Below are 20916 nucleotides of genomic sequence, written 5' to 3'. Positions count from 1 at the left end.
AATCACTCGCGATAAGAACGAATGAGCACAAAGCCTGCTGACATGAGGTTGTCAGTGGATGTGCTATATCGATTCCAGGAGACATGTTCAAAGGGGAGGAAATCATGGCCATTTTTGCCAGTTGTCACTGCGGTGCAATCAAGCTCGAAATCAGCGAAGCGCCGGAGTCGGTCACGGTGTGCAATTGCACTTTCTGCAACAAGCGGGGTGCGCTCTGGGCTTATTACACACCCGACCAAGTGAAAATTTCGGTGAAGCCGGAAGCCGATGCCATTTATTCCCGCAACGGCATGAACAAGCATCATCATTGCAATGTTTGCGGCTGCGGTACTTTTTCGGAAGTACCAAACTGGGTGGATTTCAAACCGGATTTTGAGAATCCGCGCGTCAGCGTGAATGTCCGGCTCTTCGATGATTTTGATATTGCGTCGTTAAGGGTAGATCACATTGACGGAAGGAATCTCTGGTAAATTATTGCTTCATTGAGAGAATCCTGCTTCCTTGGTCCTATACAGGGAGGTATGGCCATGTGGATCAAACTCACAGACGTTAATGGCGATCACATCACGCTGAATTTCGACCATGTTGTTTCGTTCAATCCCTATGGGACGGGGACTCATATCGTGACAATCACGGAAGGACTTACCTTCTTCGTCAAAGAAACCGCCGAAGACATCCAAAACAAGGTTGGCGTAAAAAGCAGCTAGAGATCTTGTCGATGTTTTGACCAGATCGGCTTTAGCGCAGTTGGCAACTGCTCACCTGCCATCTTGGCATTATGCGGATCGAGATGCTGGGCGATTGTGGCGAGCACATCGCTGACAATGGTCTCGGGCGGGCTGTGATGCGCCGTGAGATTATCATAGACTTCTTTGGCAAGTTGCACTTCCGACTCCAAAGGAAGCGCAGGAGCGGGCCGCCATCCTTCTAGAAATAGGCCACGCGGCAAAGGCGGCAGCGCGTCCGCAAATGTCAGTATCTGGTCCGTGTCCATGTGGCGGCGCAAACCATGCATAACGCCGCGCATGCTCGCAAAGCTCTGATTGTGGGTCGAAAACATGGATTTCGCTTTGAGCGCAGCCAACCAATCTTGAAATTGTTTCGAAGCCTGAACGATCTCTTGTGGTTGTGTCATGCGCGGTCTCGCTTTCCTCATGATGTAGAAGCCAGTTTAGCGTCATTTTTTGACATTTTTCGGGTCAGGTCCACCACCGATAGCAGGCGAAAGCGCGGATGCCGACGTCGCAGGCGTTTTTCTGGGCTTAGCGGAACCTTTTACCTCGGGATCGGTTTATTCAAATACAAGTCAAAATTGGATACAAATAGTGATTTGTTAAATCGGTTTAGTTTCTCTAGAAGTTCACTATGCAACGGAATATAAACTGTATGCCGGTAGAGGATTACTCTCGCTGAGAGTATTTTTAATGGAGGTATCAAAGAATGATAACAATAAATAAAGATACATCGTCAACAATTGGAACAAATGCACTTAAGATTGCACAAGTGGCCAAAGTTAAGCCTGCGCTGGTAAAAGCTGCGGCGAAACTAAGCGAGCCATGTGACAAGCGTACAATTTCCCAGATTTTACGTGACTCAAGTGGCGGCTTCAGCTTCCGCAGGTAATTTTGAAGTTTCATAAACGGCATCGAAGGCTCCCCATGGGAGCCTTTTTATTGTGTGGTTCTGCTCGGTATTATTAGAGCGGAATATTATCGTGCTTCTTCCAGGGATTTTTGAGATCCTTATTGCGCAGCATGCGCAATGCCCGTGAAATCCGCTTACGAGTGGAATGGGGCATAATCACCTCGTCAACATAGCCGCGCTCGGCAGCAACGAACGGTGACAGGAAGCGATCCTCGTAACGCTTGGTGTGCTCGGCGATTTTCTCGGCATCACCAATGTCTTTCCGGTAAATGATCTCGACAGCGCCTTTTGCGCCCATGACGGCAATCTGAGCGGATGGCCAGGCGTAATTGAGGTCGCCGCGCAGATGTTTGGAGGCCATCACATCATATGCGCCGCCATAGGCCTTGCGGGTAATGAGCGTGATTTTAGGAACCGTTGCTTCCGCATAGGCAAAAAGCAATTTGGCGCCATGCTTGATGAGCCCGCCATATTCCTGCGCGGTGCCCGGAAGAAAGCCCGGTACATCGACAAAGGTTACGATCGGAATGTTGAAACAGTCGCAGAACCGGACGAACCTCGCGGCCTTGCGCGATGCATCGCTATCGAGAACGCCGGCCAGAACCATTGGTTGATTGCCGACGATGCCGACGGTGCGACCTTCGATACGGCCGAAGCCGACCACGATGTTTTTGGCAAAACTTTCCTGAATTTCAAAGAAGTCGGCCTCATCGACAGTTTTGCGAACCAGTTCCTTGATGTCATAGGGCTTGTTCGCATTATCGGGCACCAGACGATCCAATGAGTAATCCATTTCGTCTGTTGGCTGATAGCATTCGATTTGAGGCAGTTCGGCAGTGTTCGAAGCCGGGAGAAAATCGATCAGACGGCGCATCTGAAGCAGTGCCGCCACGTCATTGTCATAAGCGCCATCGGCGATAGATGATTTGGTCGTGTGGATTGACGCTCCGCCAAGCTGTTCTGACGTCACAGTTTCGTTGGTGACGGTTTTCACAACGTCCGGTCCTGTGACGAACATGTATGAAGTGTCGCGGACCATGAAGATGAAATCGGTCATGGCTGGCGAATAAACATCGCCGCCCGCGCAAGGACCCATAATCACCGAGATTTGCGGAATGACGCCGGAGGCCAGTACATTGCGCTGGAAAATTTCCGCATAACCGCCCAGCGCGGCAACGCCTTCCTGAATGCGTGCACCGCCCGCATCGTAAAGCCCGATGACCGGCGCGCGATTGCGCAATGCCATATCCTGGATCTTTTGAACTTTTTCCGCGTGGGCTTCAGAGAGTGAGCCGCCGAACACGGTGAAATCCTTGGCGAAGACAAAGACGGTCCGGCCATTGATGGTGCCCCAGCCGGTAACAACACCGTCGCCAGCAAATTTGGTGTCCTGCATACCAAAATCAGTGGAGCGGTGTTCGACGAATGTGTCAAACTCTTCAAAAGAGCCTTCATCGAGGAAAATATCGATACGTTCACGCGCTGTGAGTTTGCCGCGCTTGTGTTGCGCTTCGATACGGGCCTTTCCGCCACCTTCGCGCGCAAGGGTCCTGCGACGCTCAAGCTCGATAAGCACATCCTTCATAGCGTTCCTCCACATTGACCATTTCTGATAACAGGAGACGTCAAGGCTTGGAAGATGCCGGGGATTGAATTTAGCCGAGTTGCGGTTTTCGCCTGCCCCGAACGACCGGGCAGGCGATGTATTGTGTAGTAGTGCAGATTACCAGGAGCCGGTGTTTGGCATGGATAGCCATGGTTCCTGTGGCGCCAGTGCAGGCCCTTTTTGGATAAGCTCAATAGAGATGCCATCGGGCGAGCGAATGAACGCCATATTGCCATCGCGGGGAGGCCGGTTGATCACGACGCCTTTGTCTGACAAATCCTGACAAGTTTTATAAATGTCATCCACGACATAGGCGAGGTGACCGAAATTGCGTCCGCCCGTATATTCTTCAGGATCCCAATTATAGGTCAATTCAAGCTCGGGAGCACGTTCAGCGGCAGAACGGGTTTCATCTTCCGACGCGGCCAGGAAGATCAATGTAAACCGGCCTTTTTCGTTTTCCGTGCGGCGAACTTCTTTCAAGCCGAACTTGTTGCAGTAAAAATCCAGCGATTCATCGATGTCGCGAACGCGAACCATAGTGTGAAGATAACGCATCTTTTGCCTTTGAATTCTTTTCATGGGATTGAAATAGCAACGTCTGCTCGCCAGCAAGGGCAAGTGACTGGCAATATCGATAACACTAATTGCTTACGCAAACAAATCTGTGAGCTAATTTGACGAGACTGATTGAGGATAAACACGGGTTTTGGTTATAGTTTGAAAGAAAACATCAAGATGATGCTTGCTCTCCGCTATCGGACCGGTGTTATTCTTCAACAAGAGAATCAGTGTTTAGTTTATGGAGAGGAGGGGATCGCTTCATGTCAGACAGAACAGTATCGACCCAGATCTCTCATAACGACCAAGGCGCAAGCGACAGTCTTGATCTTGTCGAGATTTCAGGCTCGATAAAATGGTTCGACGTTGCCAAGGGATATGGTTTCATAGTTCCCGACAATTCTGATCTTCCCGACATTCTGCTCCATGTAACCTGCCTGCGCCGCGATGGCTTCCAGACCGCGCTGGAGGGTGCGCGCGTTGTTTGCGAGGTCAAGCAGGGCGAGCGTGGTATGCAGTGCTTCCGCGTAAAGTCGATGGACAATTCGACTGCGGTGCATCCGACCGAGTTACCGCCAGTGCGTACCCATGTCACGGTAACGCCTTCGAGCGGGCTTGAACGGGTTCTCGTCAAGTGGTTCAATCGCACGAAAGGCTTCGGGTTTCTAACGCGGGGCGAGGGTACGGAAGACATTTTCGTTCACATGGAAACGCTGCGTCATTTCGGTCTCACTGAGCTGCGGCCCGGACAGGTCGTCCTTATTCGTTTCGGCAATGGCGAAAAAGGTCTTATGGCTTCGGAAATTCATCCTGATATCGGCACGCAGATGCCGGTCTCCCACTGAAGATCAGTTGATGAATCGTCTGAGATTATCTCTGGCCGCCGTCATATTCTGCTTGATTTCCGCTTTTCCGGTGCTGGCACAGCAGATGCCTATGCATTTGCCCATCGATCCTGTTGCGCTGACCATTAATACGGCCAAGGGCGATGTGCCTTTCACGGTCGAAATCGCCGATAATGAGGAGGAACGTCAGCGCGGATTGATGTTCCGCACGGACCTTAAAGACAATAGCGCGATGCTTTTTGTTTTTGACCAATCCAGGCTGATCTCCATGTGGATGGAAAATACGCCGTCGGCCTTGGATATGCTGTTTCTCGATCATGGCGGGCGCATTACTGCAATCCATCAGAACGCCGTGCCGTTTTCGCGTGATGTGATTTCGTCCGGCGGTCCGGTGAAATTTGTTGTTGAGGTAAAGGCTGGAACCGTGCAGCGTCTCGGTTTAAGAGTTGGCGATAAGGTGCGGCATCCCGCAATTGCAGCCAAATAACGGACGGAAAAATGCAATTCTTTGAAAATGACGGCTTAAAACTTGCCTATATTGATGAAGGCGAGGGCGAACCGATCCTGCTTATTCACGGCTTTGCATCGTCGTCATTATACAATTGGATTCAGCCGGGCTGGATTTCCACTTTGACCGCATCGGGATACCGGACAATTGCTATCGACAATCGTGGTCACGGCAATTCCGATAAGCCACATGACAAGTCAGTTTACACACCAACCCGCATGGCTGGGGATGCTGCGGCGCTGCTCGATCATCTCGGTATAAAGTCGGCTCATGTCATGGGGTACTCCATGGGTGCACGCATTAGTGCTTTTCTTGCCCTTAAGCATCCGGATCGCGTGCATGATCTGGTGTTTGGCGGCCTTGGTATTGGCATGGTCGAAGGTGCCGGGGACTGGTCGCCGATAGCCGAGGCTCTTCTGGCAGACGACCCTGATGCAATTACTCATCCACGCGGCAAAATGTTCAGGATGTTTGCCGACAAGACCAAGAGCGATAAGATCGCGCTGGCTGCGTGCGTTATCACCTCCAAGGAAGAGATTAGCGCAGAAAACATGGCGCGCATCAAGCAGCCAACGCTTGTAGCTGTCGGCACCAAGGATGACATTGGCGGCAGCGCGCAAAAGCTTGCAGAGCTGATGCCCCAAGGTGAAGCAATCGACATTCCGAACCGTGACCATATGCTGGCAGTAGGCGACAAGGTTTTTAAAGAGGCGGTGCTGGAGTTTCTGAAGCGTAATCCCATTACTGTGTGATTTGCGATCCGGAAATGCTTCATTCCTTGCGAAAAAGCACAGTTTAACTTACCCATGGCGATGCTGGCATTGATCAGCATCAGGCAGATGAATGGTATCTTCAAAATTTCTTGCGCTTGCGGCACTGGATTTTGAGGTGTCAAGAAACCACTTTTGCCGTATAATCCGTTGCAGAGTATAAAATTCGGCTGAATGCCTGGAGCTAGAAAATGTCAGCAAGCCTTCCTATAAAGATGACTGGATCGATCAAACAGATCGACCCGATCTGGCATGCGATCCGGGCCGAGGCAGAAGAGGTCGTGCGCAATGAGCCGCTGCTTGCGACATTTCTTTACACTACCATCCTGAACCATCAGTCGCTGGAACAGGCGGTTATACATCGTATTTCCCAGCGCCTCGACCACCCGGATGTGGAGTCGGAACTGCTGCGCCAGACGTTTACAGCCATGCTCGACGCCAATCCTTCCTGGTCGCAGATTTTACGCGTCGACATACAGGCTGTTTATGACCGCGATCCGGCATGCACGCGGTTTATGGAGCCCATCCTTTATTTCAAGGGGTTTCAGGCTATCCAGACCCATCGTCTTGCGCACTGGTTGTGGCATGAGGGTCGTCATGATTTTGCGCTTTATTTGCAAAGCCGCTCATCTTCAGTTTTCCAGACAGATATTCATCCCGCAGTTCCCATGGGGCAGGGCGTGTTTTTCGACCATGCAACGGGCATCGTTGTGGGCATGACGGCTGTTATTGAAGACAATGTTTCAATCCTGCAGGGCGTTACCCTTGGCGGCACGGGAAAAGAGACCGGCGACCGTCATCCGAAAATTCGTAATGGCGTGCTGATTGGCGCAGGAGCCAATATTCTTGGCAATATCGAAATTGGTTATTGCTCAAAGGTGGCATCCGGTTCGGTCGTTCTGAAGCCTGTCCCGCATAATGTGACCGTGGCTGGTGTGCCTGCCCGTATTGTCGGGGAAGCAGGCTGCTCGGAGCCTTCGCGCGCCATGGATCAGCTCGTTACCAACTTCGAATAAGCCTGGTTCTTACCACTAACGATTGCAGTCAACCCTTTACAGGGCGCCATGCCACATGGCAAACCGCTCTGACTCGACGAATAAGACAGGAGATTTTAGGTGAAACCCGAAGAACTGAAAAAACTCGACAGCTACTTCAAGCGGACATTCCGCAACACAGAATTGGTAGTGAAGGCTCGCCCGCGGAAAGATGATTCCGCAGAACTTTATCTGGGCGACGAGTTCCTCGGTCTGATCTACAAGGATGAAGACGAAGGCGAATTGTCTTATAATTTCTCCATGGCAATCCTGGAAATGGACCTTTAGCCCATTCTTACTATGTTGAGTGGTGCTCGAGCATCACTCAACACTTTTGATGTGGCCACGCGCAAATTCTGCAATCTTTTTGTCCAGAAGCGGCCATTCCTCAAGCATTTCTCTCGGAAACCGATAGGTCAGCTGCAAATCACCGCCGACGAAAATATCGCTTTGGCAGGATGCAAGATTATCGCGGGATGACGGTTCATCAAGACAACGCGCAACAAATGAAGGTTTCGCACCGTGATCCGGTGCAACGAGAAGCTCCTCATTGATGAAGCCGCTATCGCCCCTGAAGCGTTGGAGCGTTAAACCGGCAGGACCGGCAGCGCCGGGCCCTTCGGTCAGTGGAAGATAGACGGGACCATAACGCCCCGGCATATCCTGCGATCCCTGCCTTGCCTCAAATGTCAGGAAGATCAATTTCTTGTCTGGTCCCGCGCCATTGAAATCATTTTTAAATTCTGCGGCGTACCCCTGCATTTCCGGCCAGTGCAGATAAAGGTCAACGCGCTCGGCTATGCCATCGCGCCGCTGCCTATCAAACCGGATCATATTTGCGGGAATCTCGAGCACGTCATTGCCAATGACGATTTGCTGCGCAGAACGATCTTCCGTATGGCCGCCAAGGGAAACTATGTGTCCAAGGAAAAAGCCGGCAAGAGCCAGACATAGGGACAAGAAGCCAAGTGCGACCACGCCATAGAAGACCTTTCGCAAGAGAAAGCTTGCCGAAATTGCCTCTATTTTCTCTGTGGTCGCCTGCATGATGTGGCCCGAAGGTTTCCTTCGGCGCATTCTAACTGCTCATGTGCTGATTTATGGTTAATTGAGTATCAATGAACCGGGTGATTCTGGAGGACGCCAAATGCCGATTTATACGCTTAACGGCCAAGCACCGCAGTTTGAGCACCGAAAATCAAACTGGATAGCGCCTGATGCGACGATTATCGGCAAAGTTTTTCTAGGTGAAAATGCCGGGATCTGGTTCGGCGCTGTATTGCGCGGGGATAACGAGCTCATTCACATTGGTCGCAATACGAATGTGCAGGAACACACGATCATGCACACCGATCTGGGATATCCGCTGACAATCGGCGACGGATGCACCATCGGGCATCGCGCTATGCTGCATGGCTGTACTATTGGGGAAAATACCCTGATCGGTATTGGAGCGATTATTCTCAATGGTGCAAAAATCGGCAAGAATTCTCTGGTAGGTGCGGGGGCTTTGGTCACCGAACGCAAGGAATTTCCGGATAATTCCCTGATCGTGGGATCACCGGCCAGGGTGGTCCGTACGCTGGACGAGGCAGCGGTAGAACAGTTGAAGCTTTCTGCCGCTCACTATGTCGAAAACGGGAAGCGTTTCATGAGCGGTCTGGAGATTGCTTAACAAGCCGGTGTAAATGCACCAGCCAATGGATCCGGACTCATTGCTCGATACTGCCGACCAGCACCTGGCGATCATCATTGATTGAAACCCATGCGCCGGTGTTCTTCGTTGATTGGCGCTTGAGGTAATCATAGTTCGTTTCATTCCATGGCTTGATACGGGCTTCGAGATTATCAAGAATGTAATCGCCCTGGCCGGTGCGCACGGTCAACACGGCGTGACCTTCGCCGTTCATCTGCCGAACGACGGTGATCAATAGATCGCTGAGCGGAATGCCGCCTTCATTCAGCAGCTTGCGCTTCAGGAGAACATAATCCTCGCAGTCTCCAACTGTTGTCGGATAGGACCAGACTTCTGCTTTACCCCAGATATCCATGTCCGTCTCTGGGCGAACCTGCGCGTTTACCTGACTGTTGACCAGAACCAGCAAATTCCATGTTTTTGATGTCAGGCTAAGCGGCGTATCATTGCTACTCTTGACGCTGCATTCGCCGCGATATGTCTGGCAGAATTCATAATGACCAATCGGCTGCGAGGTGCGACCGCCGGTCTTCATGATCATTGCCGAAGTGCCTGCCTCAGCATAGGCGGCGATGCACATTAAAAGGAATGCAGCGCCAAATAGGATTGTCTTTCTTATCATTACCGTCGTCTCCCCGGTTGAGGCGACAATGGCAGAGAGAGTTTGATTGAGCGGAAACGATGACGAGTAAATCCGATCGATTTAGGTAGTAAAAAATAAAGGAATTAGGCAATTACGATGTATTAATGTTTATTATTATTTAGTTTAACAAAGTATAGATTTAAGTAAGTTGCAGAATATTAGAATTAAGCATCGGTTTAAATAAATATGTCGTTATTTCCATTGGCTTAACGCGCTCCATACAGATGCCAGACAAATGCCGTTCTCTCGCAGCAATCGCGCCAAAAATATTTCTGCCGTGTGAAGAAAAACTAAGTCAGAGAAAAACTGGCTTTAACTCTCAAAGGCCGCATCAATGGCGTCGCGGCTTTGCACCGAAGCAAACTCGATTGCCACGCCTTCGTCAAAATGCCGGGCAACACGGCCCCTCATGGTGCCGAGAATGACCTGGCTGTTCAGGGCAGGGCGCATGCGCAGTTCCACCGCTGCACCCGATATGGATAGATCAACAATACGGCAGGGATATTGCCGACCATCGGCCATGGATAGCGTGGTGATTGGGTTGCGCGGTGCGATACGCTGATGCCGGCGATCTTCAGGCGTATCCAGTTCATGTTTGTTTGCAAGCCATGTCAGCTGCGCCGCTATCTTGTTTTTCTTGCGGTCAGAAACGATGAGCGACAGGAGAAAGCCCCCACTAACCAGCTTTTCGACAGTTCCTTCGACACGGCCAATATGGTCTATATAAGCGATAATGCGCTCGCCATTATTGGCCATGATATCTGTGCCGATGACAACATTGCCAGGCGACATTTCGCTGATCTGGCAAACATGTTCCGTGCGGTCTTCGAGCATAAAACGCCCATAGAGCTGCACTTTAACGCTATAATACCTTGTCGTAGCGGTAGGGTTTGGACTTGAGCCATCGTGGGTAGGTTGCATCGTCACGTCCAACTGGCAGAATTCGTTTAGCCTTGATGACAAGCTATTCCATGATTCTTAATGTGGCGGTAATGGTTTCGCGCGCGTTTTAAGTGGTAGCGAGGATTTTCCGCCATCCAGCAATTGCAGGCGGTCAGTATTTTGGCCGATAATTGTATGAATAGCGCCTTTCGGGCTTGGCGATGATCGCGATCCGCCAGCATACTGGCTCCGACTTGTATCCAGCGTCGTGATTGATCTTATGCGGCTTTCGACGATAGAGTCTGACTCTAGCCAGAACGGCTGTCCCAAGGCGACAATCATTCCGATCAGAAACTGTTCATGCACTTCATTGGCAAGCGGCAAGAGGATGAATTCAAACAGCGCGGTGCGCTGGCGTGCGCTTATGCCTTCGGCGTTTATAGCGACGGGGCTTTTTCGGGTTATCGAATTGGCAAGCAAACGCGAGATACTGCGGCGATCTCGTGCCTGCCAAAGCAATTCGAAAGCTGAATCTTTCAATTCGCGGCCATGAATTGAGCAAATCCGGGTGCCCGCAAGCCGGAACTTTGCTTCGGTATCCTGACTGGCCTGCAAAATGAATATATCGGCCAATTGGCGGGGGATGGCAGCAGGCGCTATCTCGCTGCGTTCGGGCGCAGCGCGTGTGCCACGCAACTGCTCCCAATAAGCGATAAGCTCGTTTGATCTTCCGTGCTGCATAAATTTGTCTGTTTGTCCGATCGGATGTCCGCGGACTGTGTCACCGACGGCAGGGTAACGCCACGTTTCATGTGTCCATGTCCACCGTGGCGGGCTGTTAGGGTTAATAAGTGGTTTACGTTGAGGTGTCGCAACGAATGTGAGACAAGGGTTTACGAGATTTCATACCTGACCTTAAATTTAAGGCCGTCCGTAACCGGGCGGCCTTCTTTCTGTTTATGCATCGGATTATTCGAAAACCGGGATTCCACTTGCCGGCTTGATACTATAGCTTGCCGGGACCGAAACGAGGCCGATACAGAATGACCGAACCAGACATAGCGCGGGACAAACCATCAGGCGGAGAGCCGATGTTCAACATTCCGGGTATTATCCTCGCAGCTATCGGCATCTGCATCGCAGTATTTCTCTACCAGACCTATATTCTTGACGATGGACAGGCTGTCGAGTTTCTCTGGTACTATGCGTTTATTCCTGCACGCTTTGCGCAAATGGGCGGCCAGGGCGACGTGTGGACATGGTTTACGACGATCTCCTATTCATTCATGCATGGAAGCGTGGCTCATATCGCATTAAACATGATCTGGCTGGCAGCATTCGGATCCCCGCTTGCGGCGCGCATTGGCCCGGTGCGTTTGACACTTTTTTGGATCGCGACATCCATCGCCGCCGCATTGACGCATTATGCTATTTACTCTGATAGCATGGCTCCCCTGGTAGGCGCGTCCGGTGCAGTGTCCGGCATGATGGGCGCTGCAGCGCGTTTTGGATTTCGTCGCTCAACATCGCGCAACTCGGCAGCCTTTGTTGGTGACATATTGCCGATTGCCGTTGCACTGCGCATGCGCACAGTGCTGACGTTTCTTGGAGTCTGGTTTGTCACCAATATTGCGGCCGGGCTTTTATCATTGGGAGTAGAGGAATCTGCGTCGATCGCCTGGGAGGCGCATATAGGCGGATTTGTGGTCGGTTTCTTCGGAATATCGCTGTTTGACCGGCACCGCGCCTGATAAGTGCAATCAATTTTTGAATGCAAAAGATGTTTTATAATCAATAGATTGGATTGCGTTTATCAAATCGATCTGAGCCAAGTGTTCTTGTGTAAAGATAACTATGGAGGCGACATGCGCAATTGCAATGCACTTGCAATGGGTGCAACATATAAGCACGATGAGTTAGGTTGCTAAAAGCATCGGGGGAGATGCAGCAATCAAACATGTAAGGAGGATGCGCATGACAGTCAGATCGATTCTTGAACGCAAGGGCTATGACGTTTTCAGCATTACGCCTGATGTGTCGCTAGCGGATGCAATTACGGTTTTGGCTAAGCACAAAATCGGCGCACTTGTCGTTTGCGATCAGAACAAGGCTATCAAAGGTATCTTGTCCGAACGCGATGTGGTTCGCGCCATTTCGGCCGACGGTGCCGATGCTCTATGGAAGCCGATTTCAGAAACAATGACCATAAAGGTCAAGGTCTGCAACGAAAGTCATACGATTAATCAGGTCATGGAAACGATGACGCAAGGCCGTTTCCGCCATTTGCCGGTTGAAAAGGATGGCCAACTTTATGGCATCGTATCGATCGGCGACGTTGTTAAGCTGCGGATCGAGGAAGTGGAACGCGAGTCACAAGAGATTCGGAGCTATATCGCGACGGCTTAGTTCTAGATTTATCGACGTAGTGAGGTTCATTTTGCTGCAATGAAGCCGACCTAATACCGTAATGGTTCATTACGGGGATTAGGCTTGAATTGGAAAAGACGGCAAAGATAATCTTTATCCACGGGGCATCAAGCAGCGGGAAGTCTACTCTTGCGCGAGTCCTTCAGGCACAACTGCCAGAACCATTCTGGCATGTTTCTATTGATCATCTCCGTGATTCCGGGATGTTGCCTCTGGACCGTTTTCGGAACGGCGACTTCAATTGGAGGGAGAATCGCACCAAATTCTTTGACGGATTTCATCGTTCGCTCGTGGCTTATGCTTCAGCAGGCAATAATATTTTGCTTGAACATATTCTCGAGGAAGATTGGTGGGTCACCAATCTGGCCCAGCTTTTCAAACCGTTCGATGTTTTCTTCGTCGGGCTTCATTGCGATCTTGATGAACTCGTAAAAAGGGAAACATTGCGAGCAGATCGGCCGATGGGAAGCGCTGCCGATGATTATCATCGGATTCATGTTGGTCAGAGATATGATTTGGAGCTGCCTGCAGGGCAGACTACGCAGGAATACGCGAACCAAGTACTGTCAGCGTGGGCCAATCGACGGATGCCGTCTGTTTTTCAGCAGTTGCTGGAATAGAAATTGTTCAGCCTGTGGAAATTTTTAAGCAAGGCCTACGTTTAGCGCGATGCTATTGTATTGATTGACATCATTTCCGCGAGTGATGCCGATACTAGAAAACAAGCTTTTGCATGCGCTCAAGCTCGCCGAGGCGGGTCATGGTCTCTTCATATCCGCTTCGGATCGCTTCATCGGCGCGATGGAATTCAGCAAGACCGATTTTGCCAACTTTTGGCAATAATGCGATATCCGGCGGATCGCCCGCCATGCGAGCGCGTGAAATCCGGTCCTGAATGATATTGAACGATTCCATCATCACACCTGTAATGCCCAGGCGCTTGGAATAAGCAGGGCGCCGCAAGCCGGAATTTTCAATATCGCCAGTTTGCGGATGAGGTGCCTCGGCGCTATGTTTTATGACCGCTGCACGGCCAAACTGATCGTAATGCAGGTTAACCGCGACGACCAATGGCTGCTCATAGGAGCGGCAGACGGCGACAGGCACAGGGTTGACCAGAGCGCCATCTACAAGGATGCGGCCATTGCACTCGACAGGTTCAAATACGCCGGGCAGGGCGTAGGATGCGCGCATCGAGGTGATGAGGCTGCCACGCGTCAGCCAGATTTCATGACCCGTATTGATTTCTGTACACACCGCGATGAACCGCTTGGGCAGGTCTTCGATGGATAATTCTTCGAGATGGTCACGCAATCGCCGGTCCAGCTTCATACCGCCGAACAACCCATTTCCACCAAATCGCAGATCAAGCAGACTGAAAATGCCACGCTTGGTAAGGCTTCGGGCAAATTCCTCAAGCTGGTCGAGCTTGCCGCCGAGATAGCAGCCGCCAACGAGCGCTCCAATCGAAGTGCCGGCGATCATCGATATCTCTATGCCCGCTTCATCGAGAGCACGAAGCACGCCAATATGCGCCCAACCACGAGCAGCTCCGCCTCCCAGAGCAAGTGCTATGGGTGTTTTGCTTTGAACGGGCCTTTCAGGTGCTGCGATCTTCTCATCAGTGGCATTGCTGATGCCGATAGATTCCGCCGCACGTGTCCGGCGCGATGCCCATTCGAGCATGGCATGAACTCCTAGAGTCGTGGACTTTCATTCAATTTCGATTGTGGTAACCAAAAGCTGAATATTGCGTGAATAACAATTCTTAGCTGACCAATGAAACCTGACTACAAACGCAGAAAACGGCAGATGCGAGGCATTACGCCATCTAAAACTTCATGACCAGCGACGGCTTTCCGTCATGCGCAACGATGTTGCGATAAAAACATGACCTGCGGCCGGTGTGGCATGTCGGTCCGTCTCCTGCTACTCGAACCTTCAGCCAGAGGGCATCCTGATCGCAATCTGTGCCGAGCTCGACAACGCTTTGCAGATTGCCGGAGGTTTCCCCCTTCTTCCACAGTGATTGCCGCGACCGTGACCAATAGTGAGCAATGCCGGTCTCGATGGTCAATTGTAGAGCTTCGGCATTCATATGCGCGACCATGAGAAGTTCACCGTCCCTGGCATCGGTAACAACAGCGGTTATCAACCCCGCAGCGTCAAACCGCGGGGTGAAAACATTGCCTTCTTCAACGTCATGATTATGCGCTGCAGGACGAGGAAAAGACGTTTCTGCCATTTTGTCCTCAACGACCTCGGACCATGGTCATGAAACGAACCTGATCATTGACCTCGTCCTTGAACGATCCGGTAAATGTCGTCGTGGTTGTCAATGAGCCCGATTTGCGGATACCGCGCATGGCCATGCACATATGCTCGGCCTCGATCATGACGGCAACACCGCGCGGACGCAGGGAACTTTGTATCGCGCTGGCAATCTGGGCAGTCATGCTTTCCTGCGTTTGCAAGCGATGCGCGAAAATATCGACAACGCGCGCAATTTTCGAAAGTCCGACAACTTTTTCACCATCAGGCAAATAGGCGACATGGGCCTTGCCGATGATCGGAACCATGTGGTGCTCGCAGTGTGAAAAGAAAGGAATGTCCTGAATGAGGACCATATCCTCATAGCCAGCTATTTCTTCAAAGGTCCGCCCCAGCACATCAGCAGGATCGAGTGCATAGCCGGAGAAGAGTTCCTTGTATGATTTGACGACGCGTTCAGGTGTGTCGAGCAGGCCCTCGCGGTCAGGATTATCGCCAGCCCAAAGAAGCAGGGTGCGTACCGCTGCTTCTGCTTCTTCCTGAGTTGGTCGGCGAATATTATTTTGCTTTGCAGTTATAGGCTGCAAGTTTTTCACTACCGCATCCATCGCGATCTCCCGTAGTCGCCCTCAAAGGAGCGACGAGTTAAACGGCAATACACGATAATCGTTCCTCGCGGGAACGGACGGTGTATTGAAGCATGAGCGGATCAATCATCCACCCCGTAGGCATACATGCCATCGCAAAATTAATCTACGCGACTTTATGAGGGCCTGCTCGCATACTATATAGGTAGTCTGTAGGAAATTCATAGAGCATCAACGGCGAGTTGTGACGCCTTTGAGATGAACACAGTGTCAAGAAGTGGCAAATCATGATCAATGACGTTTACAATACGCGAATTCTGGAATTTGCCGGCAATATTCAACGGCTTGGCCGTTTGGACGCTCCCGATGCGTCTGCAAAGGCGCATTCCAAGCTGTGCGGTTCCACTGTCATCGTCGATCTCAAGGTCGAAAATGGCGTGGTTTCCGATTTTGCTCACGATGTGAAGGCATGCGCGCTCGGTCAGGCTTCGTCTTCAATCATGGCCCGTCATGTGATCGGCGCAACGCCCGAAGAACTTCGCGCATTACGCCTGACGATGTTGCGCATGTTGAAAGAAAATGGTCCACCCCCGGAAGGTCGCTTTGAAGATTTGAAATTTCTGGAACCTGTCCGCGATTACAAAGCCAGGCACAACTCCACAATGTTGACCTTCGATGCAGTTGTGGATTGTCTTGATCAGATCGATAGAAAAAACGCTGAAGCCGCAGCCTGACGGGATGTGCAATGATCCCGCGCATAAGCATCCGGTAAAATATTCCCGCAATTGGGGCGGTCCATGGCGCAAGACACCGGGACGCCTGATCGGAACCGGGCTGGTTCGCTTTTATCAACTCACCCTGTCTGGATTCATCGGGAATTCCTGTCGGCATTTGCCGACCTGCTCGGAATATGCCTATGAGGCAATTGCGCGTCATGGATTTTGGGCGGGCGGGTGGATGGGGTTGTTCAGGTTTGCCCGTTGTGGGCCGGGCGGCACCAGCGGGTTGGACCCGGTGCCCGTAGCGCTTGATAAGCGTTTCGTCTGGTATCGGCCTTGGCGCTACTGGCGTATCGCCGCAAAAGAAAAAGGCCGCTCATGAGCGGCCTTTTGTTTATTCACCCTTTCAGGCCGCTTCCGGCTTGCGCGGGAAGGGCGTGACATTGGCTGTGTCATCATCAAGCTTCAGACCGCCAGCCTTCAGCAGCGAGGTAAAGCGGCCATTCTGACGGGCCAGATCATCAAAGCTGCCGGATTCAACAACTTCACCCTGATCCATGAACAGTACGAGGTCAGCGTCACGGACGGTCGACAGACGGTGCGCAATGATGAACGTTGTACGGTTCTGGCAAAGCTTGTCGACCGCAACTTTAACTCGGGCCTCTGTCTCAACGTCAAGAGCACTCGTTGCCTCATCCAATACCAGGATGGGAGCATCCTTCAGGATCGCACGGGCGATAGCCACACGTTGGCGCTCACCGCCGGACAATTGCGAGCCACGTTCGCCGACAACAGTGTTATAGCCTGCAGACTTCGACAGGATGAAGTCGCTTGCATCGGCAGCTTCCGCAGCAGCAAAGACATCTTCATCAGAAGCTTTGGGGCGACCAACGCGGATATTGTCCTCAATCGTGCGGTTGAACATGCCAGCATCCTGGAACACTGTCGCAATGGCATTACGCAACGAGCGGCGGCTGATTGTCTTCGTGTCGATATCGTCGACAAGAATACGGCCTTCCTTGGGATCATAAACCCTCTGCAACAGATTGATCAGCGTTGTCTTGCCGGCACCTGTCGGTCCAACAATGGCAACAGTCTCACCAGCCTTTGCCTTGAAGCTTACGTTCTTCAAGCCCTGCGTAGAGTTCGGAAATTCAAACGAAACATTTTCGAATTCCACATCACCGGTTACATTGTCGATATCGTGCACAGTCTTCGGCTCGACTGCATAGGCAGCAGATTCTTCCATTGCATAGAAGTCTTCAAGCTTGGCACGAGCCGCGAAAATCTGGTTCACGAAGGCACTCAACTGGTCGAGACGGCCGATCAGCAAACCGGCAAAACCTGTGAACGCAACGACCTGACCTACATTCATCTCGTCACGCATGACGAAATAAGAACCAAGCAGCAAAACGATGATCATGGAGATTGTTGAGGCCATGCGGTTGATACCAGCGGCGAGAGCCCACCAGTTCAAAACCGGATACTGGGAATCCAGCAGGTTCTTTGTATAGGTCTGCAACGCCCGTGTTTCTTCTTCAACACGGTTGTAGCTTTGCAATACCGAGATGTTGCTCATGGAGTCACTGACATGGCTGAAAGCTGTGATGTGATGACGTTCCACCTGAGCCTGACCATCCTTGGTCTTGCTGGTAACGACACGGACAACCATCATATAGACCACGCCGAGCACAACGAGCACTGAGGTCAAACGCCAATCCTGGCTGAGAGCAAGCGGGAACAGCAGCACCAGGCCAACGGCAGTTGCCAGATGGGTGCGCATGAATTCGAGCCACAGGCCGAACAGAGTTTCGATTGCGCGCAGCAATGTATGCAGCGCGTTTGATGTGCCGCGCTGATGATGCCAAGCGAGCGGCATGCTGATCACGCGATTGTAGGATTCGGTAAGTACGGCGAGCTTGCGACGATGGGCCAGCCTGTCGGCTTCACGAGAAACCAGAACATTGGCACCAATATGAAACAAGCCCACAGCAGCCAACTGGCTAAGCGGGGGAATGATGGCGGTTTTTGTTGCGATAGCCTGAATCACCCGGCCAGCAAGCCATGGTTCCACGATCATGCTTGCAGCGAGTGCAATATTGGCGATGCATATAAACATGGTCGCGCGCTTTTCGGCGCCGAGATATTGGAGGGATCTCCAATAGATGTTTAATAATGACACTTTGCCACTCCGATTGCTTGGTCCGCCACTAACGCGTAGAAATGACACTGCATCAGACTCTTGTGCACCGCAATATTCAATGCTCTAAAGTCTTGATCGTTCCCTGTCGTAAGTGGGAACATTTTTCTACGGCTCGTAACGTCCCGTGATGAGTCAACTTACTGAGATCGCAAATTAATCCAGCCGAACTGAATGTAACATGAACGCAATTTTACTGGTCGCATCTGGAGGAGCCATTGGCTCGGTTCTGCGATATCTCACCGGTCTGGCAATGACACGTCTATTTGGTACCGCGTTTCCCTATGGCACGTTGGTGGTCAATGTGGTTGGCGGGCTGATCATGGGCCTGTTTATCGAACTGCTAACGCGGCGATTTGAGGGTTCGGAAGAGCTTCGCCTGTTCGTTGCGGTCGGCATACTGGGCGGTTTCACAACCTTTTCATCGTTTTCGCTCGATGTTGTTATGCTTTGGCAGCGCGGCGAGACGGCAAGCGCCGCTTTTTACGTGCTAATAAGCGTCGTATTGAGCATTTGCGCAGTGTTTTTAGGATTATGGCTCGCAAGAACCGTCGCATAGTGCTAAGCGCTGCCGCAAGACCTATGTAATTCCATAAATAATCATTCGATGCGATTTCCGCGTTTCATACGCTTGAGGACACGCCGAATTTAAAGGTCTGCGATTAAAAGGCTTGAGCTGATGGCAGCGGTAGAACAAAAAACAGTCGATACGGGTGAGGCGGAAATGCGCCTCGACCGTTGGTTCAAAGTACATTATCCGGGCCTCGGTTTCGGGCATTTGCAAAAATTGCTGCGTTCCGGCCAAATAAGAATTGATGGGTCGCGCGCCAAATCCGATACGCGGCTTCAGGCAGGACAGACGGTCCGTATCCCGCCGCTGCCCGTAGATTCCAAAGCTGAAGGCCATCTGACCGGCAAAAGCATACGCGGCCGCGATGATGGCGATGTTCTAAAGCAGATGCTGCTTTATGAAGATCCGAAAGTCTATGTTTTCAACAAACCTGCGGGTCTAGCCGTTCAGGGTGGTTCGGGCGTTAACCGCCACGTGGACGATATGCTGGAAGCATGGCGCAACAAAAGGGGTGAAAAGCCTCGGCTTGTGCACCGGCTTGACCGCGATACTTCAGGCGTTCTGGTCGTAGCCCGCACGCGCGGTGCCGCGCAGGCATTGACCGCCGCATTTCGCGAGCGTGAAACCAAGAAAACCTATTGGGCTCTGGTCAAGGGTATTCCACGCAAGCGGGAAGACAAAATCGCCACCTGGCTTGCCAAGGAAGCAACGGAAGATGGCGACCGAATGCGCGTTGTTCCTCATGGCGAGCCAGATTCCGATCATGCGATTTCCTACTACCGGGTTATTGAATCTGCAGGGCAGGTGCTGACCTGGCTTGAAATGGAGCCTTACACCGGGCGCACACACCAGCTTCGCGTTCATGCAGCCCATATTGGTTGCCCGATCATCGGTGATCCGAAATATTTCGAAGCCGATACAAACTGGTCATTTCCGGGCGGCATCCAAAATCGCCTGCATCTTCATGCAAGGCGCATTCGCATACCAAATCCATCCGGTGGTATCATTGATGTTACAGCACCTCTGCCACCACATATGGTCCAGACATGGAACCTCTTGGGTCTGGACGAAAATGATGCAGACGAAGACAATTGAGGGGGATAACCTCTCAGGCGTAGAAATGGACTTTAACAATGCGCGATGAACTTTTCAGCATGGATGCAAAACAGGAGCTTTCCGATCCGGACCCTGTTCGCCGTGCGCAAATAACCTCAAAACTGCCTCTGCCAAAGCGATTCTACAAAGAGGCCGCTGTTGCAGAGCGCGATGGCGGATTTTCAGTGGAGCTGGATGGGCGTGTGGTTAAAACCCCCGCCCGGCAAAATCTGGTTCTGCCAACACGTGCCGCAGCACAACTCATCGCTGACGAATTTACCGCGCAGGAAAAGGAAATCGATCCGGCGCAGATGCCCGCAACACGACTGGCCAACACAGCAATTGACGGTATCGTCAATGATCCGCAGGCAGTGCTGGAAGATGTTTTGCGTTTTGCCTCGTCGGATATGCTTTGCTATCGCGCCGGTTCTCCGCAACGTCTGGTCCAACGCCAGACTGAGTCCTGGGATCCGATTATCGACTGGGCGGCGGCTGTGCTTAATGCGCGTTTTATCTTGGCCGAAGGTGTGATCCATGTGGAGCAGCCACGCGAAGCGCTTGGCGCTTTTGGTGTTCACCTTGGAGCTTTTACCGATCCCTTTGCGATTGCGGCGCTCCATACGATCACAACCCTAACGGGTTCGGCCATTTTGGCGCTAGCGGTAGCCAAAGGTGAAATCTCCGGCGACGAGGCTTGGGAACTTGCCCATCTGGAGGAGGACTGGACATCAGAGCAGTGGGGCGAAGATGCCGAAGCCGCTATTCGCCGTGATATACGCAAGCGTGAAATGCAGGCCGCCGTGCAAATATTGCAAGCGGTTTCGGTATAGGCATTTTGCCCGATTTGACTCAATAAA

General features: G+C 51.7%; 28 protein-coding genes. 16 read left to right on the top strand and 12 right to left on the bottom strand.

Annotated elements, in window-relative coordinates; translation table 11 throughout:
• The first annotated feature begins 104 nt into the window (after positions 1-104).
• Both V9K92_RS22075 and V9K92_RS22070 read left to right on the top strand, forming a co-directional pair.
• Positions 105-470 carry a GFA family protein gene (locus tag V9K92_RS22075; RefSeq protein ID WP_337354983.1) on the top strand — a complete coding sequence of 122 codons (366 nt, stop codon included), beginning with the start codon at positions 105-107 and terminating at the stop codon, positions 468-470.
• A gap of 57 nt (positions 471-527) precedes the next feature.
• Complete coding sequence (locus tag V9K92_RS22070; protein ID WP_115053179.1) at positions 528-707, top strand: flagellar FlbD family protein; 180 nt, start codon at positions 528-530, stop codon at positions 705-707.
• Here V9K92_RS22070 and V9K92_RS22065 read toward each other — a convergent pair.
• The 4 genes from V9K92_RS22065 to gloA all read right to left on the bottom strand — a co-directional run bounded on the left by V9K92_RS22065 (position 704) and on the right by gloA (position 3808).
• Complete coding sequence (locus V9K92_RS22065) at positions 704-1135, bottom strand: DUF2267 domain-containing protein (RefSeq protein ID WP_336440176.1); 432 nt, start codon at positions 1133-1135, stop codon at positions 704-706. The genes V9K92_RS22070 and V9K92_RS22065 overlap by 4 nt on opposite strands.
• 298 nt (positions 1136-1433) lie before the next feature.
• The gene (locus V9K92_RS22060; protein WP_307284753.1) at positions 1434-1646 is read right to left on the bottom strand and encodes a hypothetical protein; all 213 of its coding nucleotides are present in this window, start codon (positions 1644-1646) and stop codon (positions 1434-1436) included.
• A 50-nt stretch (positions 1647-1696) separates the two neighbouring features.
• Complete coding sequence (locus tag V9K92_RS22055) at positions 1697-3229, bottom strand: acyl-CoA carboxylase subunit beta (RefSeq protein ID WP_337354982.1); 1533 nt, start codon at positions 3227-3229, stop codon at positions 1697-1699.
• 138 nt (positions 3230-3367) lie between these two features.
• The gene (gene gloA, locus V9K92_RS22050) at positions 3368-3808 is read right to left on the bottom strand and encodes a lactoylglutathione lyase (protein ID WP_115053175.1); all 441 of its coding nucleotides are present in this window, start codon (positions 3806-3808) and stop codon (positions 3368-3370) included.
• 266 nt (positions 3809-4074) lie between these two features.
• Between gloA and V9K92_RS22045 the strand changes: the two genes are divergently transcribed.
• From V9K92_RS22045 to V9K92_RS22025, 5 genes are all read left to right on the top strand, one after another.
• A complete protein-coding gene (locus V9K92_RS22045) occupies positions 4075-4656 on the top strand; it encodes a cold-shock protein (RefSeq protein WP_115053174.1) in 582 nt (193 codons plus the stop codon).
• Positions 4657-4666: 10 nt separating this feature from the next.
• Positions 4667-5143 (top strand): DUF192 domain-containing protein, encoded by a 477-nt coding sequence (locus tag V9K92_RS22040; protein WP_336440174.1) that lies wholly within the window; start codon positions 4667-4669, stop codon positions 5141-5143.
• Between the two features lie 11 nt (positions 5144-5154).
• Positions 5155-5916, top strand: coding sequence for an alpha/beta fold hydrolase (locus V9K92_RS22035; RefSeq protein ID WP_435530128.1), 762 nt, complete (start codon positions 5155-5157; stop codon positions 5914-5916).
• 209 nt (positions 5917-6125) lie between these two features.
• Positions 6126-6950 (top strand): serine O-acetyltransferase, encoded by an 825-nt coding sequence (gene cysE, locus V9K92_RS22030; RefSeq protein ID WP_337354981.1) that lies wholly within the window; start codon positions 6126-6128, stop codon positions 6948-6950.
• Between the two features lie 99 nt (positions 6951-7049).
• Positions 7050-7256: a DUF3126 family protein gene (locus tag V9K92_RS22025; protein WP_008122972.1), complete on the top strand. Its 207-nt coding sequence runs from the start codon at positions 7050-7052 to the stop codon at positions 7254-7256.
• A gap of 33 nt (positions 7257-7289) precedes the next feature.
• Here the strand turns inward: V9K92_RS22025 and V9K92_RS22020 are convergent, their stop codons facing one another.
• Positions 7290-8045 (bottom strand): hypothetical protein, encoded by a 756-nt coding sequence (locus tag V9K92_RS22020; RefSeq protein ID WP_337354980.1) that lies wholly within the window; start codon positions 8043-8045, stop codon positions 7290-7292.
• A 70-nt stretch (positions 8046-8115) separates the two neighbouring features.
• Between V9K92_RS22020 and V9K92_RS22015 the strand changes: the two genes are divergently transcribed.
• Entirely contained in the window at positions 8116-8643 is a 528-nt protein-coding gene (locus tag V9K92_RS22015) for a gamma carbonic anhydrase family protein (RefSeq protein ID WP_307284773.1), read from the top strand.
• Positions 8644-8680: 37 nt separating this feature from the next.
• On the opposite strand, the gene V9K92_RS22010 is transcribed toward V9K92_RS22015, so the two are convergent.
• The 3 genes from V9K92_RS22010 to V9K92_RS22000 all read right to left on the bottom strand — a co-directional run bounded on the left by V9K92_RS22010 (position 8681) and on the right by V9K92_RS22000 (position 10930).
• On the bottom strand, positions 8681-9286 hold the full coding sequence (locus V9K92_RS22010; protein ID WP_337354979.1) for a transglutaminase-like cysteine peptidase: 606 nt from the start codon (positions 9284-9286) through the stop codon (positions 8681-8683).
• A 333-nt stretch (positions 9287-9619) separates the two neighbouring features.
• The gene (locus V9K92_RS22005) at positions 9620-10228 is read right to left on the bottom strand and encodes a PilZ domain-containing protein (protein WP_337354978.1); all 609 of its coding nucleotides are present in this window, start codon (positions 10226-10228) and stop codon (positions 9620-9622) included.
• Between the two features lie 57 nt (positions 10229-10285).
• Positions 10286-10930, bottom strand: coding sequence for a PAS domain-containing protein (locus tag V9K92_RS22000; RefSeq protein ID WP_337354977.1), 645 nt, complete (start codon positions 10928-10930; stop codon positions 10286-10288).
• 302 nt (positions 10931-11232) lie between these two features.
• On the opposite strand from V9K92_RS22000, the gene V9K92_RS21995 reads away from it, so the two are divergent.
• From V9K92_RS21995 to V9K92_RS21985, 3 genes are all read left to right on the top strand, one after another.
• The gene (locus tag V9K92_RS21995) at positions 11233-11940 is read left to right on the top strand and encodes a rhomboid family intramembrane serine protease (RefSeq protein WP_337354976.1); all 708 of its coding nucleotides are present in this window, start codon (positions 11233-11235) and stop codon (positions 11938-11940) included.
• A 223-nt stretch (positions 11941-12163) separates the two neighbouring features.
• Positions 12164-12595: a CBS domain-containing protein gene (locus tag V9K92_RS21990; RefSeq protein WP_307284786.1), complete on the top strand. Its 432-nt coding sequence runs from the start codon at positions 12164-12166 to the stop codon at positions 12593-12595.
• Positions 12596-12684: 89 nt separating this feature from the next.
• A complete protein-coding gene (locus tag V9K92_RS21985; RefSeq protein ID WP_115053164.1) occupies positions 12685-13236 on the top strand; it encodes a phosphotransferase-like protein in 552 nt (183 codons plus the stop codon).
• 94 nt (positions 13237-13330) lie between these two features.
• On the opposite strand, the gene V9K92_RS21980 is transcribed toward V9K92_RS21985, so the two are convergent.
• The 3 genes from V9K92_RS21980 to folE form a co-directional block, all read right to left on the bottom strand.
• Entirely contained in the window at positions 13331-14302 is a 972-nt protein-coding gene (locus V9K92_RS21980) for a patatin family protein (protein WP_115053163.1), read from the bottom strand.
• Between the two features lie 145 nt (positions 14303-14447).
• Positions 14448-14861 carry a phosphoribosyl-AMP cyclohydrolase gene (hisI, locus tag V9K92_RS21975; protein ID WP_115053162.1) on the bottom strand — a complete coding sequence of 138 codons (414 nt, stop codon included), beginning with the start codon at positions 14859-14861 and terminating at the stop codon, positions 14448-14450.
• Between the two features lie 7 nt (positions 14862-14868).
• Complete coding sequence (folE, locus tag V9K92_RS21970; RefSeq protein WP_115053161.1) at positions 14869-15495, bottom strand: GTP cyclohydrolase I FolE; 627 nt, start codon at positions 15493-15495, stop codon at positions 14869-14871.
• A 266-nt stretch (positions 15496-15761) separates the two neighbouring features.
• On the opposite strand from folE, the gene V9K92_RS21965 reads away from it, so the two are divergent.
• Positions 15762-16208, top strand: coding sequence for an iron-sulfur cluster assembly scaffold protein (locus V9K92_RS21965; RefSeq protein WP_307284793.1), 447 nt, complete (start codon positions 15762-15764; stop codon positions 16206-16208).
• Between the two features lie 4 nt (positions 16209-16212).
• Complete coding sequence (gene yidD, locus V9K92_RS21960) at positions 16213-16575, top strand: membrane protein insertion efficiency factor YidD (protein ID WP_337354975.1); 363 nt, start codon at positions 16213-16215, stop codon at positions 16573-16575.
• Between the two features lie 24 nt (positions 16576-16599).
• On the opposite strand, the gene V9K92_RS21955 is transcribed toward yidD, so the two are convergent.
• Positions 16600-18375 carry a glucan ABC transporter ATP-binding protein/ permease gene (locus V9K92_RS21955; RefSeq protein ID WP_115053158.1) on the bottom strand — a complete coding sequence of 592 codons (1776 nt, stop codon included), beginning with the start codon at positions 18373-18375 and terminating at the stop codon, positions 16600-16602.
• Positions 18376-18574: 199 nt separating this feature from the next.
• Between V9K92_RS21955 and crcB the strand changes: the two genes are divergently transcribed.
• The 3 genes from crcB to V9K92_RS21940 all read left to right on the top strand — a co-directional run bounded on the left by crcB (position 18575) and on the right by V9K92_RS21940 (position 20889).
• The gene (gene crcB / locus V9K92_RS21950) at positions 18575-18952 is read left to right on the top strand and encodes a fluoride efflux transporter CrcB (protein WP_115053157.1); all 378 of its coding nucleotides are present in this window, start codon (positions 18575-18577) and stop codon (positions 18950-18952) included.
• Positions 18953-19072: 120 nt separating this feature from the next.
• On the top strand, positions 19073-20059 hold the full coding sequence (locus V9K92_RS21945; RefSeq protein WP_115053156.1) for an RluA family pseudouridine synthase: 987 nt from the start codon (positions 19073-19075) through the stop codon (positions 20057-20059).
• 38 nt (positions 20060-20097) lie between these two features.
• Positions 20098-20889 (top strand): ATP12 family chaperone protein, encoded by a 792-nt coding sequence (locus V9K92_RS21940; RefSeq protein WP_337354974.1) that lies wholly within the window; start codon positions 20098-20100, stop codon positions 20887-20889.
• The last annotated feature ends 27 nt before the right edge of the window (positions 20890-20916 follow it).

It is taken from the genome of Phyllobacterium sp. CCNWLW109, assembly GCF_037203905.1.
In the GTDB taxonomy this organism is placed as follows: domain Bacteria; phylum Pseudomonadota; class Alphaproteobacteria; order Rhizobiales; family Rhizobiaceae; genus Phyllobacterium; species Phyllobacterium ifriqiyense.
This window is presented reverse-complemented; position numbering and strand designations above follow the sequence as displayed.

Coding starts and splice junctions, on each gene's coding strand:
- V9K92_RS21965 (WP_307284793.1), top strand. CDS start 15,762: ATGATCAATGACGTTTACAATACGCGAATTCTGGAATTTGCCGGCAAT.
- V9K92_RS22035 (WP_435530128.1), top strand. CDS start 5,155: ATGCAATTCTTTGAAAATGACGGCTTAAAACTTGCCTATATTGATGAA.
- V9K92_RS22015 (WP_307284773.1), top strand. CDS start 8,116: ATGCCGATTTATACGCTTAACGGCCAAGCACCGCAGTTTGAGCACCGA.
- cysE (WP_337354981.1), top strand. CDS start 6,126: ATGTCAGCAAGCCTTCCTATAAAGATGACTGGATCGATCAAACAGATC.
- crcB (WP_115053157.1), top strand. CDS start 18,575: ATGAACGCAATTTTACTGGTCGCATCTGGAGGAGCCATTGGCTCGGTT.
- V9K92_RS21940 (WP_337354974.1), top strand. CDS start 20,098: ATGCGCGATGAACTTTTCAGCATGGATGCAAAACAGGAGCTTTCCGAT.
- V9K92_RS22020 (WP_337354980.1), bottom strand. CDS start 8,045: ATGCGCCGAAGGAAACCTTCGGGCCACATCATGCAGGCGACCACAGAG.
- V9K92_RS21995 (WP_337354976.1), top strand. CDS start 11,233: ATGACCGAACCAGACATAGCGCGGGACAAACCATCAGGCGGAGAGCCG.
- V9K92_RS22005 (WP_337354978.1), bottom strand. CDS start 10,228: ATGCAACCTACCCACGATGGCTCAAGTCCAAACCCTACCGCTACGACA.
- V9K92_RS22010 (WP_337354979.1), bottom strand. CDS start 9,286: ATGATAAGAAAGACAATCCTATTTGGCGCTGCATTCCTTTTAATGTGC.
- V9K92_RS21990 (WP_307284786.1), top strand. CDS start 12,164: ATGACAGTCAGATCGATTCTTGAACGCAAGGGCTATGACGTTTTCAGC.
- V9K92_RS21945 (WP_115053156.1), top strand. CDS start 19,073: ATGGCAGCGGTAGAACAAAAAACAGTCGATACGGGTGAGGCGGAAATG.
- V9K92_RS22075 (WP_337354983.1), top strand. CDS start 105: ATGGCCATTTTTGCCAGTTGTCACTGCGGTGCAATCAAGCTCGAAATC.
- V9K92_RS21980 (WP_115053163.1), bottom strand. CDS start 14,302: ATGCTCGAATGGGCATCGCGCCGGACACGTGCGGCGGAATCTATCGGC.
- V9K92_RS22055 (WP_337354982.1), bottom strand. CDS start 3,229: ATGAAGGATGTGCTTATCGAGCTTGAGCGTCGCAGGACCCTTGCGCGC.
- V9K92_RS22070 (WP_115053179.1), top strand. CDS start 528: ATGTGGATCAAACTCACAGACGTTAATGGCGATCACATCACGCTGAAT.
- V9K92_RS22065 (WP_336440176.1), bottom strand. CDS start 1,135: ATGACACAACCACAAGAGATCGTTCAGGCTTCGAAACAATTTCAAGAT.
- yidD (WP_337354975.1), top strand. CDS start 16,213: ATGTGCAATGATCCCGCGCATAAGCATCCGGTAAAATATTCCCGCAAT.
- V9K92_RS22000 (WP_337354977.1), bottom strand. CDS start 10,930: ATGCAGCACGGAAGATCAAACGAGCTTATCGCTTATTGGGAGCAGTTG.
- folE (WP_115053161.1), bottom strand. CDS start 15,495: ATGGATGCGGTAGTGAAAAACTTGCAGCCTATAACTGCAAAGCAAAAT.
- V9K92_RS22045 (WP_115053174.1), top strand. CDS start 4,075: ATGTCAGACAGAACAGTATCGACCCAGATCTCTCATAACGACCAAGGC.
- hisI (WP_115053162.1), bottom strand. CDS start 14,861: ATGGCAGAAACGTCTTTTCCTCGTCCTGCAGCGCATAATCATGACGTT.
- V9K92_RS22060 (WP_307284753.1), bottom strand. CDS start 1,646: ATGCCGTTTATGAAACTTCAAAATTACCTGCGGAAGCTGAAGCCGCCA.
- V9K92_RS22040 (WP_336440174.1), top strand. CDS start 4,667: ATGAATCGTCTGAGATTATCTCTGGCCGCCGTCATATTCTGCTTGATT.
- gloA (WP_115053175.1), bottom strand. CDS start 3,808: ATGCGTTATCTTCACACTATGGTTCGCGTTCGCGACATCGATGAATCG.